The organism is Amycolatopsis sp. NPDC045836 (assembly GCF_056431745.1).
Genome location: NZ_JBWKKF010000011.1, coordinates 194,901 through 211,215 on the forward strand (window position 1 = coordinate 194,901; position 16,315 = coordinate 211,215).

General features: G+C 74.9%; 10 protein-coding genes. 3 read left to right on the forward strand and 7 right to left on the reverse strand.

Annotated features, from left to right (window positions below):
* Window positions 1–40 precede the first annotated feature (40 nt).
* The 3 genes from AC07EG_RS22465 to AC07EG_RS22475 are packed head-to-tail and all read right to left on the reverse strand — an operon-like array spanning window position 41 to window position 3,925.
* Window positions 41–709: an ABC transporter ATP-binding protein gene (locus AC07EG_RS22465; protein ID WP_478255102.1), complete on the reverse strand. Its 669-nt coding sequence runs from the start codon at window positions 707–709 to the stop codon at window positions 41–43.
* Window positions 706–1,374, reverse strand: coding sequence for an ABC transporter ATP-binding protein (locus AC07EG_RS22470; RefSeq protein ID WP_478255103.1), 669 nt, complete (start codon window positions 1,372–1,374; stop codon window positions 706–708). The genes AC07EG_RS22465 and AC07EG_RS22470 overlap by 4 nt, the downstream gene beginning before the upstream one ends.
* Window positions 1,367–3,925, reverse strand: coding sequence for an FtsX-like permease family protein (locus AC07EG_RS22475; RefSeq protein WP_478255104.1), 2,559 nt, complete (start codon window positions 3,923–3,925; stop codon window positions 1,367–1,369). The genes AC07EG_RS22470 and AC07EG_RS22475 overlap by 8 nt, the downstream gene beginning before the upstream one ends.
* An 85-nt stretch (window positions 3,926–4,010) precedes the next feature.
* Here AC07EG_RS22475 and AC07EG_RS22480 point away from each other — a divergent pair, with 85 nt between their 5' ends.
* Window positions 4,011–4,775, forward strand: coding sequence for a class I SAM-dependent methyltransferase (locus AC07EG_RS22480; RefSeq protein WP_478255105.1), 765 nt, complete (start codon window positions 4,011–4,013; stop codon window positions 4,773–4,775).
* Between the two features lie 194 nt (window positions 4,776–4,969).
* Here AC07EG_RS22480 and AC07EG_RS22485 read toward each other — a convergent pair whose 3' ends face one another.
* Window positions 4,970–12,250: an SDR family NAD(P)-dependent oxidoreductase gene (locus tag AC07EG_RS22485; protein WP_478255106.1), complete on the reverse strand. Its 7,281-nt coding sequence runs from the start codon at window positions 12,248–12,250 to the stop codon at window positions 4,970–4,972.
* Window positions 12,251–12,358: 108 nt separating this feature from the next.
* Here AC07EG_RS22485 and AC07EG_RS22490 point away from each other — a divergent pair, with 108 nt between their 5' ends.
* Both AC07EG_RS22490 and AC07EG_RS22495 read left to right on the forward strand, forming a co-directional pair.
* Window positions 12,359–12,811 (forward strand): MarR family winged helix-turn-helix transcriptional regulator, encoded by a 453-nt coding sequence (locus tag AC07EG_RS22490; RefSeq protein WP_478255107.1) that lies wholly within the window; start codon window positions 12,359–12,361, stop codon window positions 12,809–12,811.
* A gap of 86 nt (window positions 12,812–12,897) precedes the next feature.
* Window positions 12,898–14,445: an MFS transporter gene (locus tag AC07EG_RS22495; RefSeq protein WP_478255108.1), complete on the forward strand. Its 1,548-nt coding sequence runs from the start codon at window positions 12,898–12,900 to the stop codon at window positions 14,443–14,445.
* Window positions 14,446–14,467: 22 nt separating this feature from the next.
* On the opposite strand, the gene AC07EG_RS22500 is transcribed toward AC07EG_RS22495, so the two are convergent.
* From AC07EG_RS22500 to AC07EG_RS22510, 3 genes are read right to left on the reverse strand one after another with little or no spacing between them, the layout of a single operon-like run.
* Window positions 14,468–15,766 carry an MFS transporter gene (locus AC07EG_RS22500; RefSeq protein ID WP_478255109.1) on the reverse strand — a complete coding sequence of 433 codons (1,299 nt, stop codon included), beginning with the start codon at window positions 15,764–15,766 and terminating at the stop codon, window positions 14,468–14,470.
* Window positions 15,763–16,113 carry a VOC family protein gene (locus tag AC07EG_RS22505; protein WP_478255110.1) on the reverse strand — a complete coding sequence of 117 codons (351 nt, stop codon included), beginning with the start codon at window positions 16,111–16,113 and terminating at the stop codon, window positions 15,763–15,765. The genes AC07EG_RS22500 and AC07EG_RS22505 overlap by 4 nt, the downstream gene beginning before the upstream one ends.
* Complete coding sequence (locus tag AC07EG_RS22510) at window positions 16,104–16,280, reverse strand: CopG family transcriptional regulator (protein ID WP_478255111.1); 177 nt, start codon at window positions 16,278–16,280, stop codon at window positions 16,104–16,106. The genes AC07EG_RS22505 and AC07EG_RS22510 overlap by 10 nt, the downstream gene beginning before the upstream one ends.
* Window positions 16,281–16,315 lie beyond the last annotated feature (35 nt).

The window sequence follows — 16,315 nt, forward strand, 5'->3', positions numbered from 1 at the left end:
TTGACAAAGCCATCCCCGCCGAAAACCACCGCCGAACAAATCAATCCAACGCCGCGGTGAGCACCCCGTCGAGCAACCGCACCCGCCGATCGGCTATCTCGTGCACCCGGTCGTCGTGCGTGGCGACCACCACCGCGGCGCCCTCGGCCGCGCACCCCCGCAGCAGCCGCAGCACCGGCTGGATGCTCGCGCCGTCGAGGTGGGCCGTCGGCTCGTCGGTCAGCAGCACCTTCGGCCTGCCGCTGACCGCCCGCGCCAGCGCCACCCGCTGCTGCTGGCCGAACGAGACCTCCGCCGGGTACCGCTCGGCGAGCGCGGCCACACCCAGCGCGCCGAGCAGACCGGCCACCCGCGCCGCGATGTCCTCCCCGGTGGGCCGCAACCGCAGCGGCAGCGCCACGTTCTCCGCCACGGTCAGCTCGGTGGCCAGCCCGAGCGCCTGGGGCAGCACCGCGCAGGTGTGCCACGGCGGCGCGTCGCCGATCGGCACCCCGTCCAGGTACACCGAACCGGAGTCGGGGGAGTCGAACCCGCCCAGCAACGCCAGCAGCGCGCTCTTGCCCGACCCCGACCGCCCGGCGACGGTGGTCAGCTCCCCGGCGTGCACCTGCAGCTCCAGTCCGCGCAGCACCTCGACGTCGCCGCTGGGATGGGTGAACCGCCGGTGCAGCCCCACCGCGCGCAGTGCCGGTTCTGCCGGTTCGCTCATGCCGCCACCCGGCCTCCGGCCAGCCGCACCACGTGCGAGCCGAGCGCGACCAGGCGGTCGTCGTGGGAGGCGGCCACCACGGTGAACTCGTCGGCCACCAGGCCGGCGATGGTTTCCAGCACCAGGTCCGCGGAGGCGTCGTCCAGCTGCGAGGTCGGTTCGTCGGCCAGGATCACCGCCGATTCCCTGGCCAGCGCGCAGCCGAAGGCCAGCCGCTGCTGCTGCCCGCCGGACAACGCGCTGAGCTGCCAGTCCGCGGTGTGCGCCAGCCCCAGCCGGTCCAGGATCGCCCCGGCGTCACACCGGCGCCGCGCGGACCGCGCCGCCGCGTGCAGGTTGTCGGCCACGGACAGGTATTCGAGCAGGTTGTCCACCGGGTGCTGGAAGACCACGCCCAGGTGGTCGCGGCGCAGCAGCCGGCGCGCCCGGTGCCCCAGGCGCGTGGTGTCGGTGCCGTCGAAGCGCACCTGCCCCCGGGACGGGCGGTCGACCAGGCCGAGCACCCGCAGCAGCGTGGACTTGCCCGAGCCGGACGGCCCGGCCAGCACGGTCAGCCCCCGGTGCGGCACGGTCAGCCCGACCCCGTGCACGGCGGTCACCACCCCGGCCGGGGTCGGGTAGTCGACCCCGACGCCGCTGAGCTGGAACATCGGGACCTCAGGCACGCAGCAACTCCGCGGTCCGGGCGGTGCGCACCGAGCGCACCGCGATCCAGCCCGCCAGCGCCACCACCAGCACCGCGGTGGCGAGCACCCCGAGCACGAACCACGTCGGGTCCGGGGGCACCGAACGCGGCGCCAGCCAGCGCGCCGGGTCGAACCGCGGCGCGGAGATCGCCGCGACCACGACCCCGCAGGCCACCCCGGTCACCACCGCCGTCCCGGCCAGTGCGCCGTGTTCGATCAGGTGGCTGCGCAGCAGCGCCCGCGGGCGCAGGCCCATGCGCAGCACCAGCGCCCCGGCCAGCGCGTTCTGCCGCCGCCGGACCTCCACCGCCACCAGCAGGGCCAGCACCGCGACCACCCCGAGCACCGCGCCGAGCACCACCACGAAACTGAAGCTCCACTCCACCAGGTGGAACGGCAGCGCGTCGAGCGCGCCCTGGCGGCTGACCGCGTTCGGGTGCGCCAGGCTCGCCGCCGCCAGCGCCCCGGTCAGTTCACCCACCGGCAACTCCGACAGCACCGTCCACTTGGGCACGGCGCGCAGCTGCGCCGGGGACAGCGCGGCGCGGGAGATCACGTAGCCGGGTTTGCCGCCGATGATCGGGAACAGGGGGAGGTCGGCGACCGGGGCGGCCACCCCGAGGCCGGGCAGGGCCGCCTTCTGGTCCGGCCGGTGCGCGATCCGCAGCGCGGGCACCCCGGCCGGGCCCGCGGGGCCGAGCTCGTCCAGCAGCGCCGGGTCGAAGTCGCCGAGCCAGGCCGTTCGGGCGAACGCAGCGGGGTCGACCACCAGCACCACGCTGCCGGTGCCGGTCAGTTCGCCGACCACGGTGCTGGTGTCGCGCAACGGCTCGGGCAGCGGCCTCTCGCCGGTGCCGATCGGTGATTCGGTGTCGGCGCGGGAGTTCGCGCCGACGAACAGCCCGGACTTGGTTTCCAGTGCCGTCCGCTGGGCTTCGGCGATGCCGTTGCCCGCGGCCAGCGTGCCCAGCGCGAGCACACCGATCACCAGCACCCCGGTCACCGGGGCGCGGGCGCCGGCCAGCCGCCGGATCGCCAGCTGCAACACCGGACGCGACCAGAACCGGGCGCGGTGGGAGGCGGCCAGCAGCAGCCAGCCCAGCCGGGCGGCCAGCAGCCCGGCGGTCAGCACCACAAAAACCGGGTAGGTCAGGGCGAGCGGGTCGATCGGCGGCACCGGATCGGCCGCGCTCAGCGGTGGCCGCGCGGTCAGCCGCAGCCAGCCCGCCAGCGCCAGCGCCGCGGTGCCCAGTTCCCACGGCAGCCAGAACAGCACCCGCCTGCCGCGCCCGCCGTGCCCGCGGCCCAGCTGGAACTCCCGGTGCACCCGCACCGCGACCACCCCGGCCAGCACCAGCACCGAAAGCAGCAGCACCCCGGCCGCCACCGCGGCCGAGAACCACCTCGCCGGGGTGCTCGCCGCACCCGGCGGGCCGTAGACCCCGAGCAGGGCGTGCGCGAGCCCGGTGCCCACCGCGCCACCGGCCAGCAGCGCCGTTCCCAGTTCGGCCACCGCCAGCCCGCCCAGCGCCAGCGGCCCGGCGCCCCGGGTGAGGTGCAGCCGCACGTGCCGGTACCGGCGCTGGTACCACTGCAGCCCGACGGTGGCGATGCCGCCGAGCCCGACCAGCACGCTGAGCGCGGCCAGCGGCAGGATCGAGTCACGCACGTTGCCCTGGGCCAGGTGCCCGATGTCGCGGGAGATCGCGAACGGCGCCCCGGCGTCGATCCGGGTGCCCGGGCCGAGGTCGGCCAGCACCGCGGCGACCAGGTCCTTCGCCCGCCGGGTCTGGTCGTCGGCTTCGGCGACGGTCACCGGGGCGGGGGTGTCGAAGGTGATCCGCGCCGATTCCAGCGGTGGTGCGCCCGCGGCGGCCGCGGCGGCGAAGAAGCTGTCGCGGCCGGTGGCGAACACGATCGCGCCACCGGCGGGGTCGATCAGCCGCTGCTGCACCGCCAGCGCCTGCTGCGAGCACCACCAGCGCGGCGCCGGATTGCGCAGGTCCTCGTGCACCCCGACGATCGGCGGCAGGCTGCCCCGTTCCCCGCGCACGCCGAGGGTGAGCCCGGCCGGGGTGAACAGGTCCCGGCCCATCCACAGCCCCGGCGCGCGCGTGCCGTCGAGCAGCTTCAGCTGGTCCAGGCCGCCGTCGGTGTACCCGAGGCGGACCTTGTAGCCGGTGCCGCCGAACTCGACGCTGGGCAGGTCGCGGGTGTACATCGAGAGCCGGGGTGCACCGAAGCCGTGGGCGGCGGCGTGCCGGCTGACCGCGTCGAGCGTCACCGGCACCTGGGCCGCGGGCACGTCGCGCTGGGTGAACGAGGGCCCGTACAGGTCGGGGCAGGTGGTTTCGGCCTGACTCGCCAGCGTCGCGCCACCGGCCGCCGAGGCGTGCAGCACCGCCGCCCCGGCCAGGAAGCACGACAGCAGCGCGGTGACCCCGGCGACCAGCAGGGTCAGCGGACTGGACCAGGCCGCCCGTGGTGCCTGGCGCCACGGGCTCACCCCGTGGCCCTTCCCCCTTCGCATGGGACCGCACGTTACCGCGCGGGAGCGGGGAAACGCCCGTGCTCCGGCGGGTTCGTGACAAAGGCGGCTCGGTATCGTGAGACCCGTGAACGAGCTGGCCCGCGCCTGGGATGAAGCCGCCGACGGCTACGAGGCGTACTTCGTGCCGCGGTTCGCGCCGTGGGTGCGCACCGCGGTCGACGCGCTCGGACCGCTGCCGGACGGGCCGGTGCTGGTGCCGTGCTGCGGCACGCTGCCGGAACTGGAGCCGCTGCTCGAACGCTTCCCCGGCCGGGAGATCACCGGGATCGACCTGTCCGCGGGCATGGTGCGCCTGGCTGCCGCCCGTGCCGCCGGGCACCCGCGGGTGTCGGTGCTCGAAGGCGACGCGGCGGTGCTGGAATCCCGGTGGAGCGGGCGGTGCGCGGCCGTGGTGTCGGTGTTCGGCCTGCAGCAGCTGCCCGACCCGGCCGCCGCCCTGTCCGCCTGGTCCGCGGCGCTGCGCCCGGGCGGGCGGCTGTCGGTGGCCTACTGGCCGGGCCACACCGAGGCCGAGGGGCCGTTCGCCGTCATGCGGGAAGTGCTGCGCCCGCACGTCGAGCCGTCGGACCGGTCGTGGGAGGACCAGCTCACCGCGTCGCTGGGGGAGACCGTCATCGAACGCGACGAGTACGTCACGCACCCGATGACCCACGCGAACGCGGAGTCCTTGTTCACGGCCTACATCCGCTCCGGCCCGTTGCGCCCGCTGATCAACGCCCGCGGTGAGGAGTTCGCGCGGGACCTGCGTGCGGAGTTCCTGCGGCGCGCTCCCGAGGGGGAGTGGGTCCACCAGCCCCGTGCCCGCCTGCTGGTCGCCAAGCGCCGCTGATCTTGCGCAGGGCAGCCACGTGCGCCAGGCGCGGCCGGGTCCGGCGGGGGCGGCCGGACCCGGCCTTGCGGTCCTCCGCGTGACCGGCTCCGCTCAGCGTCGTGACCTGATTGGACAGTGCGGATCCGGTCGGCTTCGAAGGTTCGGCGCGCGAAACTGGATTCCGCTGCGGCCGGCAGCGCCACCCGGGTGAGTCAACCGTCCCGGCGTTCGGCGGCCTCCCAGGTGCGGATGGCCTCGACGGTGGTGGCGGCGTGCTCGTCGAGCACGGTGAAGTGGTCGCCGGGCACCCGGGTCAGCTCGTGCGGCAGCGGCCAGTCCTGCTCCGCGGCCGCTTCGGCGGCACGCAGCAGCAGCGTCGGGATCTTCGTGGGTTCCGGGTGCCAGTCGAGGAACACGCGGGTGTAGGCACCCATCGCGGCGACCGCGCCGTCCGGTACGGCGTCGAACGCCTCACCGAGGGTGAGCGCGCCGTGCGCGGGCAGCCGCAGCAGCCATTCCTCGGTCTGGTTCTCCGTGGTGACGTGGTAGGTGTCGATCAGCACGACACCGGCGGGCGGGGTACCGGCCCGCTCCAGCCGGGTGGCGACCGCGTGGGCCGCGCTGCCCCCGGTCGACCGCCCGGCCAGCACGAACGGCCGGCCCGCGGCCAGCTCCAGCACCGCGTCGGCGTGCACCTCGACCAGTGCCTCCCGGTCGGCCGGAACGGCGGAGCCGGCATCGAAACCGGGGTGCGGCAGCACGTGCACGTCGCGCTCGCCGTCGAACAACGCCGCCAGCCGCGTGTATTCGGCCGGGCCGGGGCTGAACGAGGGCAGGCAGATCAGCGCGGGCGCCCGGTCACCGCGGACCAGGGTGGTCGGCGTGACCCGGTGCGCGTCCCGGTCGGCGGCACCGAAACTCGGTGACGCCAGCGACGCGGTGATCAGCATGTGCATGCCCGCGACCACCTGACCGGCCTCGCAGACCCGCCGGTACAGCGAGGCCAGCGTGCCCGAGGGCGGCGCGGGTGGCGGGGTGCCCAGCTGGGTGGCCAGGTGCGCGGCCAGCGACGCGGGCGTCGGGTGGTCGAACACCACGGTCGCGGCCAGTTGCACGTCGAGCAGCGCGGCCAGCCGGTTGCGCAGTTCCACCGCGGTCAGCGAGTCGAAACCCAGGCCGGAGAACGCCTTGTCCGGCTCGATCGCGCTGGTGTCGCGGTGCCCCAGCACGTCGGCGATGGCTTGCAGCACCAGTTCCAGCGGGCTGCGGTCCCGCCGCCGCGAGGGGGCGCCGGCCGGGGCGGCGGCCACCGAGCGCACCGGCCGCAGCAGCCCCCGCAACCTCGGCGGCACCGGCTGACCGGGGCGCAGCGCGCTCTGGTCGAGCAGGATCGGCGCCAGCACCGGCTCGTCAGCCGAAAGCGCGGCGTCGAACAACGCCAGCCCGTGCTCGGCGTGGATCGGGGCCACGATGGACGGGGCACCGGCGTGCGCGGCCATGCCGTGCTCGGTGTGCCACTGGCCCCACGCCAGCGACAACGCGGGCAGGCCCAGTGCGCGCCGGTGGCGGGCCAGGCCGTCGAGGAAGGCGTTGGCCGCGGCGTAGTTGCCCTGCCCGGCGTTGCCGAGGATGCCCGCGGCCGAGGAGAACAACACGAACGCCGCCGGATCGGTGAGTTCGTGCAGCCACCACGCGCCGTCCACCTTGGACCGCAGGACCGCGGTCAGCCGCTCGGGGGTCAGCGCGGTCAGGACGCCGTCGTCGAGCACCCCCGCCGCGTGCACCACCGCCTCCAGCGGCCCGGTCCGCGCCAGCAGCTGCGCCAGCGCCGCCCGGTCGCCGACGTCGCAGGCCACCACCTCGGCACCCAGTTCCGCCAGTGCCGCCGCCCCCGGCGCGGCCGGGCCGCGGCGGCTGGTCAGCACCACCCGCCGCACCCCGTGCCGGGTGAGCAGGTGCCGCGCCAGCAGCCCGCCGAGCGCGCCGGTGCCACCGGTGATGAGCACCGTGCCGTCCGGGTCGAAGGTGCGCCTGCCCTGCGGTGGTGGCGCCACCTTCAGCCGCGGCACCCGCAGCTGACCGTCGCGTGTGGACACCTCCGGTTCGCCGGTGGCCACCGCCGCGGCGAGCAGTTCGTGGTCGGCCGGGTCCCCGTCGACCAGCACGAACCGGCCGGGGTGCTCGCTCTGGGCCACCCGGACCAGCCCGCAGGCCGCGGCGGTCGCCGGGTCACCGCCGGGGGCCACCAGCACCAGCGGCCGGTCCGCGTCGAGGGATTCGTGCAGCCACCCCAGCGTGCGGGTGGCCAGTGCGTGCGTGCGCGCCACCACGTCCGGGGCGGGATCGGTCAGCGGCCGCACGTCGAACTCGCGGTGCGCGGTGCCCCGCGGGACCGGCCGCCACACCGGGCGCAGCAGCGCGCTGTCGGCTTCGGCGGAGGGCAGCGCGTCCGGCGGCAGCGGCCGGGTCACCAGCGAATCGATGCGGGCCACCGGATTGCCGTGGTGGTCGTCGACGGCCACGGCGAACGCGTCGCGCCCGGCCGGGGTGAGCCGGGCCCGCACGGCGGTGGCGCCGGTGGCGTAGAGGCGCACCCCGGTCCAGGCGAACGGCAGCAGGATCGGCCCGTTCGCGCCGTCGGCGAGCAGTTTGGCGTGCACCACCGCGTCCAGCAGGGCCGGGTGCAGGGCGAACCGGCCCGGATCGGGCACCCGCACCTCGGCGTAGACGGTGTCACCCTCGCGGTGGATCGAGCGCACCCCCTGGAAGGCCGGGCCGTAGTCGTAACCGCGGGTGGCCAGCGAGGCGTAGGCCGCGGCGATGTCCACCCCGGCCAGGTCGGATTCGAAGGCAGGCCAGTCGTCCCCGGCGGGTGGCTCGTCCTGGGGCGCCACCCGGCCGGTGGCGTGCAGCACCCACGGCGCGGTGTCGCCGTGGCGGGCGTGCAGGGTCAGCCCGCCGGTGTCGTCGATGAGCACCTGCACGGCCAGTTCCCCGGTCTCCGGCAGCACCATCGGCGTGCGCAGCAGGAACTCGGCCAGGGTGGCGTCGGCGGCCTGCAGCGCCATCTCCACCAGCGCCGCGGCGGGCACCACCAGCGTGCCGGAGATCCGGTGGTCGGCCAGCCACGGGTGCGTGCGCACCGAGAGCACCCCGGTGAACAACGTCTTCCCGGTGCCGGCGATCGGCCGTCCGGCCGAGAGCATGGGGTCCTCGCCGGTGTCGTCCAGCCAGAACCGCGAGCGCTGGAAGGCGTAGGTGGGCAGTTCGGCGACCGGGGTGCCGCCGAACATCGCCGCCCGGTCCACCTCGGCGCCGTGCACCCACAACCGGGCCACCGCGGCGGGCACCGACGGCGACACCGGGGCGAACACCCCGTCGGCGGACTCCTGCGCGGGCGCGGTGAGCACCGACGACGGCCCGATCTCGGCGAACAGGGTGACCCCGGCACCGGCGAGCGTGCGCACCGCATCGGCGAACCGCACCGCGCGGCGGGCGTGGCGCACCCAGTAGTCGGCGGTGCTCAGCGTGCCCGGTTCGGCGATCCGCCCGGTCAGCCCGGACACCACCGGCAGCACCGGGTCGCGGTAGGACAGTCCTTCGGCGACCGCGCGGAACTTGCCCAGCATCGGTTCGAGCAGGGGGGAGTGGAAGGCGTGGCTGACCTCCAGCCGTTTCGTGCGGCGTCCCTGCGCGGCGAACACCCCCGCCAGTGCGAGCACCTCGGCTTCGGCGCCGGAGACCACCACCGACCGCGGTGCGTTCACCGCCGCCACGGCCAGCCGGTCCTCCAGCCCGGTGATGCTCGCCAGCACCTCCCGCTCACCGGCCTCGATCGCCACCATGGCCCCGCCCGGTGGCAGGTCCCGCATCAGCGACCCCCGCGCGGCGACCAGTTCGGCGGCGTCGCGGATGGAGAGCACCCCGGCCACGTGCGCCGCGGCCAGTTCCCCGATCGAATGCCCGGCCAGCTGGTCCGGCCGCAGCCCCCACGACTCCAGCAGCCGGAACACCGCCACCTCGAAGGCGAACAGCGCCGCCTGGGCGAAGTCGGTGCGGTCCAGCAGGGCCCGGTCGGTGCCGGTGATCACCGAGCGCAGCGGGTGTTCCAGCAGCGGGTCGAGGAAGCGGCAGACGTGGTCGAAGGCGGTGGCGAAGACCGGGAACTCCCGCAGGTCCTCGCCCATGCCGAGGCACTGCGCGCCCTGCCCGGCGAACAGGTAGGCCAGCTGCCCCCGGGTGGCGGCGGTCCCGGTGATCACCCGCGAATCGGGTTCGCCCGCGGCCAGCGCGGGCAGCGCGGCGGCCGAGAGCACCGCGGCGCGGTGGCTGAACGCCGGCCGCCGCGCCAGGGCGTGGCCGACCTCGGCGGCGGGCAGGCCCGTCACCACCCCGGCCAGTTTCGCGGCCTGGGCCCGCACGTCGGTGGCGCTGGAGAGCAGCCACGGCAGCCCGGCCGGTGCCCCGGTCGCTTCCCGCTCGGGTGCGGGCACCTGTTCGAGGATGACGTGGGCGTTGGTGCCGCTGATGCCGAACGAGGACACCGCCGCCCGCCGCGGCCGCCCGGTGGCCGGCCACGGCCGGGTGCGGTCGGTGAGCTCCACCCCGGCCGACCAGTCCACGTGCGGCGTGGGCGTGCCCACGTGCAGGGTCTTCGGCAGCAGCCCGTGGCGCATCGCCTCGACCACCTTGATCACCCCGGCCACCCCGGCCGCGGCCTGGGTGTGCCCGAGATTGGCCTTGATCGAGCCGAGCTGCAGCGGCCGGTCCGCCGGGCGGCCCGCGGTGTAGGCCGCGATCAGCGCCCTGGCCTCGATCGGGTCGCCGAGCGTGGTGCCGGTGCCGTGTGCCTCCACCGCGTCCACCTCGGCCGGGTGCAGTCCGGCCGAGGCCAGCGCGCGCTGGATCACCCGCTGCTGCGCGGCGCCGCTGGGCGCGGTGAGCCCGTTCGACGCGCCGTCGGAGTTGACCGCCGATCCGCGCAGCACGGCCAGCACCGGGTGCCCGTGGCGGCGGGCGTCGGAGAGCCGTTCCAGCGCCAGCAGGCCGACGCCCTCACCCCAGGCGGTGCCGTCGGCGTCGGCGGAGAACGGTTTGCACCGGCCGTCCGGGGCCAGCCCGCGGCTGCGGCTGAACCCGATGAACGAGTTCGGCGTGCACATCACCGCGGTTCCGCCGGCCAGCGCCAGCGAGCAGTCCCCGGCCCGCAGCGCGGCGGCCGCCCAGTGCAGGGCCACCAGCGACGAGGAGCACGCGGTGTCCACGGTGATCGCCGGGCCGCGCAGGCCGAAGGTGTAGGCGATGCGCCCCGAAGCCACGCTGCCCGCCGAGCCGAGGCCCAGCTGCGCCTCCAGCTCACCGGGCACGTGCCGGATGCGGGCGGCGTAGTCGTCGTACATCAGGCCGGTGAACACCCCGGTGTCGCTCTCGCGCAGCGAACCGGGATCGATCCCGGCTCGCTCGAACGCCTCCAGCGCGGTTTCCAGCAGCAGCCGCTGCTGCGGGTCCATCGCCAGCGCCTCACGCGGGGAGATGCCGAACGGCGCGGGATCGAATTCGGCGGCGTCGTGCAGGAAACCGCCCCGGCGGGTGTAGGAGTGCCCGGCCCGGTCGGGGTCGTCGTCGAACAACCCGGCCAGGTCCCAGCCGCGGTCGGCCGGGAACTCCGAGGTGGCGTCGACCTCCTCGACCAGCAGCCGCCACAGGTCCTCCGGGCTGCGCACCCCGCCGGGGTAGCGGCAGGCCATGCCGATGATCGCGATCGGCTCGGCGGCGGTGGCGGTGACCGGCGCGCGCTCGGGTGGTTCGGCTTCGCTCAGGTGCCTGGCCACCTGCGCCGGGGTCGGGAACTCGAAGACCAGGGTGGCCGGCAGGGCCAGGCCGGTGCGCTCGCTGAGCCGGGTGCGCAGGTCGACCGCGCTGAGCGAGGTGATGCCGAGTTCGCTGAACGGCCGGTCGGGCGCGAGCACGTCGTGCTCGGTCAGCCCGGCGGCCGCCGCGGTCTCCCGCAGCACCAGGTCGAGCAGGTCCGGGGCCACGGCGGTGAGCTGGTGGCGCAGGATCTTGCCGGACCCGGTGCGCGGCACGTGGTCCACGCGGTGGAACTCGGCGGGCACCTTGATCGCGGCCAGTTCGCGGCGGCAGGCCGCGCGCAGCCGGTCCGGCTCGAACGGCGCGGCGACCACGTAGGCCACCGGCACCTCGCCGAGCACCTCGTGCGCCCGCCCGGCCACCGCCACGTCGGTGACCTCGGGCAGCGCGGCCAGCACCCGTTCGACCTCGGCCGGGTGGATCTTCTCGCCGCCGCGGATGATCAGTTCGCTGACCCGGCCGGTGATCTCCAGGTGCCCGTGCTCGGTGAACCGGCCCAGATCACCGGTGCGGTACCACTCACCGGGGGCCAGCGGGGGTCTGCCGTGGTAGCCGAGCATCAGGCTCGGGCCACGCACCCACACCTCGCCCTCGTCCCCGCCGGGCAGGCCGGCCCCGGTGTCCGGGTCGACGATGCGGGCCTGTTGCCCGGGCACCAGCGCGCTGCCCGCCGACCGCGGATCACCCGGCGCGGCCATGGTGATCTTGCCGCAGGCCTCGGTGCAGCCGTACCCGTCCAGCAGCGGGGTGCCGAACGCGCGCTCGAAGGCGTCACGCAGTTCCAGGCTGCTCGGTGCGCCCGCGGTGATGCAGATGCGCGGCCCGCGCACGGTGCCGTCGGTGGCGGCCACCAATTGGCGGTAGGTGGCGGGCACCCCGCCGAGCGCGGTGTACCCGCCTTCGCGCAGCGCGTCGAGGGTTTCCTCGGCGGTGAACCCGGGCAGCAGGCGCGCGCTCGCGCCGACCACGGCGACCCCGATGACGCAGAAGGTGTGCGCGAAGGCGTGGTGCAGCGGCAACGGCCACAGCACGGTGTCGTGCTCGCCGAACCCGAGCACCGATTCGTAGCAGGCTTCGACGTTCCACAGCACCGACCGCTGGCTGGAGACCACGCCACGCGGGTGGCCGGTGGTGCCCGAGGTGTAGAGGATCCACGCCGGGTCGTCCAGCGGCAGGTCGTCCGGCGGCGGCGCCGGGGGAGCGGTGGTGGCCAGGTCCTCGTAGCCGGGGCCGGTGACCAGCACCGGCCGGTCGGTGATCCGGCGGACCCGGGGTTCGTGGGCGGGGTCGGTGATCACCAGCACCGGCGCGCAGTCGCGCAGCTGGAACTCGATCTCGGCGTCGGAGCCGCGCGGGTTGAGCGGCACGCCGACCGCGGCCGCCCTGGTGACCGCCAGCAGTGCCTCGACCGCCTCGATGGTGTTGCCCAGCAGCAGTGCGACGCGGGTGCCGGGCCCGGCGCCGTAACCGGCGAGGTGCCCGGCCAGCCGCTCGGTGCGCGCGGCCAGCTGGGCGTGGCTGATCGACCGGCGGGCGTCGCGATAGGCGAGCTTGCCCGCGAGCCGGTCGGCGTTGTCCCGCAGCGCTCCGGCGATCGGCCGGATCCGCGTGCCCTGGGCCATGGTCGGTCCCCCCGCGAGGTCAGTGGCACCAACTTACTCGGCGGGAAAGTTGTATAACCTAAGCAAGTATCTTATAGTTGTAGTTGGCAAACAACTACGGAGGTTCACGTGCTCTCCTCGGCGACCGCGGCCGAACTGCTCGACGCGCTGCGTGCGCTCACGCGTTCCGGCCGCGCCGTCCAGCACCACGCCCACCAGCACGAACAGCTGGGCCCACCGGCGCTCGCGCTGCTGTCGCTGCTGCACCGCGAGGGGGAGCAGCGGCTCGGGCGGGTGGCCGAGCGGCTCGCCGTCGACCCGTCGGTGATCAGCAGGCAGGTCGCCCAGCTCGAACGCGCGGGCCTGCTCCGGCGACGGCCCGACCCGGGTGACGGGCGGGCCGGGCTGCTGGCCGTCACCGGCGACGGCGAACGCTGCCTCGAGGCCCACCGCACGCGCTACGCCGAACTGGTCGCCGCCGCGCTGGCCGACTGGGCCGAAGAGGACGCCGAGGTCCTCATCGCCGGATTGCGCCGGCTCAACTCCGACATCCGCAACGTCCGCACCACCGCGGCACCCTGAGCAAGGAGAAACACCCAGTGGCTTCGCCCACGTCCCCCGTGAACCCGCCGGCACCACCGGCACCCGCCGCCGAGGAGAGCGGGCGCATGGCCCACCGCCAGGTGGTCGAAGCCCTCACCGGGCTCCTGCTGGCGATGTTCACCGCGTTCCTGTCCTCCACCATCGTCTCGAACGCGCTGCCCACCATCATCCGGGACCTGCACGGCTCGCAGAGCCAGTACACCTGGGTGATCACCGCGACCCTGCTCGCCTCCACCGCGAGCACCCCGATCTGGGGCAAGCTGGCCGACCTGGTCAGCAAGAAGCTGCTGGTGCAGCTGTCGATCGTGGTGTTCACCCTCGGTTCGGTGCTGGCCGGGCTGGCGCAGTCGGCGGGCACCCTGATCGCCTGGCGCGCCCTGCAGGGCCTGGGCCTGGGCGGTCTGCAGTCGCTGGTGGTGATCGCCATCGCGGCGATGATCAGCCCGCGTGAACGCGGCCGCTACACCGGCCCGATCTCCATCGTGATGTCGGTGGCCACGGTGGCGGGCCCGCTGCTCGGCGGGCTGATCGTGGACACCTCGTGGCTGGGCTGGCGCTGGTGCTTCTACGTCTGCGTGCCGCTGGCGGTGATCGCGCTGGTGGTGGTGCAGCGCACGCTGAACCTGCCGGTGGTCAAGCGGCCGATCAAGGTCGACTACCTCGGTGCCGGGCTGATCGCCGGTGGGGTGTCCACCCTGCTGATCTGGGTGACGCTGGCGGGTGACAGCTTCGGCTGGGGCTCGGGCACCTCGCTGCTGCTGATCGCGCTGGGCGTGGTGCTGCTGGGGCTGGCGGTGCTGGTGGAAAGCCGCGCGGCCGAGCCGATCATCCCGCTGCGCCTGTTCCGCGACCGCACCACCACGCTGGCCACCGTGGCCAGCATCGCGGTCGGCACGGCGCTGTTCGGCGGCGCGGTGTTCCTCGGCCAGTACTTCCAGATCGCCCGCGGTTACTCACCCACCGCGGCCGGGCTGCTGACCCTGCCGATGATCGTCGGCTCGATGCTGTCCTCGACCCTGTCCGGGCTGCTGATCACCAAGTACGGCCGGTGGAAGGGCTTCCTGGTGGCGGGCGCGATCGCCATGGCGGGCGGGTTCGGCCTGCTCGGCACCATCGACCACACCACGAACATGGTGGTGCTCGGGGTGTTCCTGTTCGTGCTGGGCACCGGCATGGGCATGACCATGCAGAACCTGGTGCTGGCGGTGCAGAACACCGTCGCGGCCACCGACCTGGGCGCGGCCAGCTCCACCGTGGCCTTCTTCCGCTCGCTCGGCGGCACGGTCGGGGTGTCGGTGCTGGGCGCGGTGCTGGCCGCCCAGGTCTCCCAGCGCACCACCGACGGCCTCGGCGCGGCGGGCGTGACCGTGCCGCCGGGCTCCGGTGAGGTAGGCATCGGCAGCCTGAACGAACTGCCCGCGCTGATCGGCGACATCGTCCGCGCCGCCTACGGCGACGGCACCGCGGTGATCTTCGTGATCGCCGGTGCGCTCTCGCTGATCACGCTGGTGGCCATCCTGGCCATCAAGGAAACCCCGCTGCAGACCCAGACCGGGCTGGAACGGGCCGCGGCCGAAGACGGCACCCCCGAGCCCGCGGCGGCCCGGGCCTGACACCGGAGCGGCGCGGACCGGGCTAAGCGGCCGGCCCGGTCCGCGCCGCCGCACCGGCTGCGGCGAGCAACGCCAGCGCGAACAACACGTAGGAGGCGAGCAGCCCGCCCGCCGAACTCAGGGCCCCGCCGACCGCGCGGCCCAGCAGCTGGCCGACGCATTCGGCGGTGATGACCGCGGTGGCCAGTTCCGCGGCGGTGAACCCGCTCGACCCCGCCGTGGTCGCCCGCAGGTACAGCACGGGGTACGCCAGCCCCACCCCGACCCCGCCCGCCGCCCACGCGACGAGCACCACCGCGAACGAACCGCCGGTGGCCAGTGCGCCCGCCAGCACCGCCGCACCCACGGCCGTCAAGGTCAACCCCGCCGCCGGGAAGCGCCGCTGGGCACGCGCCGGGGTGAACCGGGTGGCCACCAGGCCGGTCACCGCCCAGCCCAGCGGAGCGGCGCTGAGCACCAGCGCCGCCTGCCCGAGGCCCAGGCCGAACCCGCTGGTCAGCAACACGGTGATCAGGCTGTCCGCGCCGAAGTACCCGATCGCGAACAGCAGCATCGCCCCGAGCGCGGCCGGGGTGCCCGGCCGCAGCCGCGCGGTACCCGCCGGCAGGATCGACACCGTGCCCGCCACGGTGATCCCCGCCCCGAGAACCGCCAGCGGCCACCACGCGCCGCTCAGCACCACCCCGGCCGCGCCCAGCGGCACCAGCAGCGTCCGGCCCAGCGGCCGTGGCGCACCACGGGCGGGCGGCGCCCCCCGCACCGCCCGCACCACCAGCAGCCTGCCGAACACCACGAACGGCACCGGCAGCAACAGGGTCCAGCGCCAGCCCACCAGGTGCGCCAGGCCCAGGGTCGCGGCCGGGCCCACCAGCGCGGGCAGGATCCACATCGCCGAGGACGCCGCCACCACCCGCAACCGCAGCCGTTCGCCGAGGTGCTGGATCGCCGAGCTGATGCCGAACACCGCCAGCAGGCCGCCGGCGAGCCCACCGGCGAACTGCCCCGCGGCGAACACCCACGCCGTCCGGGCGGTCGCGGCCACGGCGAGCCCGGTGAGATAGGCGAGCATCCCGGCGGCCAGCGTGCCGCGCGGGCCCACCCGGTCGAGCACCCGCCCGGCCAGGGGCAGGGCGACGAACAGGCCCAGCGTCGAACCGGCGATCAGCAGCCCGAGTTCGTCCTGCGCCTGCAGTTCGCCGGCGACCACGGGCAGCAGCGTGGAAGCGACAAAACCGGTGACGGCCGCCGCGAACTCCAGCGCGACGATCCCCACGGCGAGGAACAGGGAACCCGTTCCGCCCGCCAGTGGGCGATCGCTCATGTGTAGAGCTCTCGGTCGTAGCGGTTGATCTGCACCGGCACGCCGTCGGGATCGGTCACCCGCAGCGAATGCCCGAACGCCTCGTCCAGCACCGGCCCGGGGTCGAACCCGGCTGCCCGCAGGCGCGCCGCGACCTCCTCCAGCGGCTCGTCGGCTTCGAAAGCCAGTTCGCAGCGGCCGGTGTCCCCGGCGGCGGCGCTGCGGTGGAGGCCCAGCAGGCCCCCTTCGGCGGGCAGTTCGATCCACCCGCCGGGCCGCGACACCGATCCGACCCGCAGGCCGAGTGCGGTGTAGAAGCGGGTCAGCGCCTCGACGTCCGAGCTGTAGCGGATCGGCATCACTCGCATCGGCTCGTCCCCCCACCGGTGGCCTCGCTCCGCCGCAGGTGGTTTTCGAGCACCCGCTCGACGAACGCCGAGAGCGACTCGTCGGCCTCGACCGAGGCGTGCTTCACCCGGCGCACCAGGTCGGGTGGCAGGTACACGCTGAACTGCCGTTTCGCGGCTGGAGCCATGCCCACATGCTAGCAAGCGGGCATGTGGGCAAGCA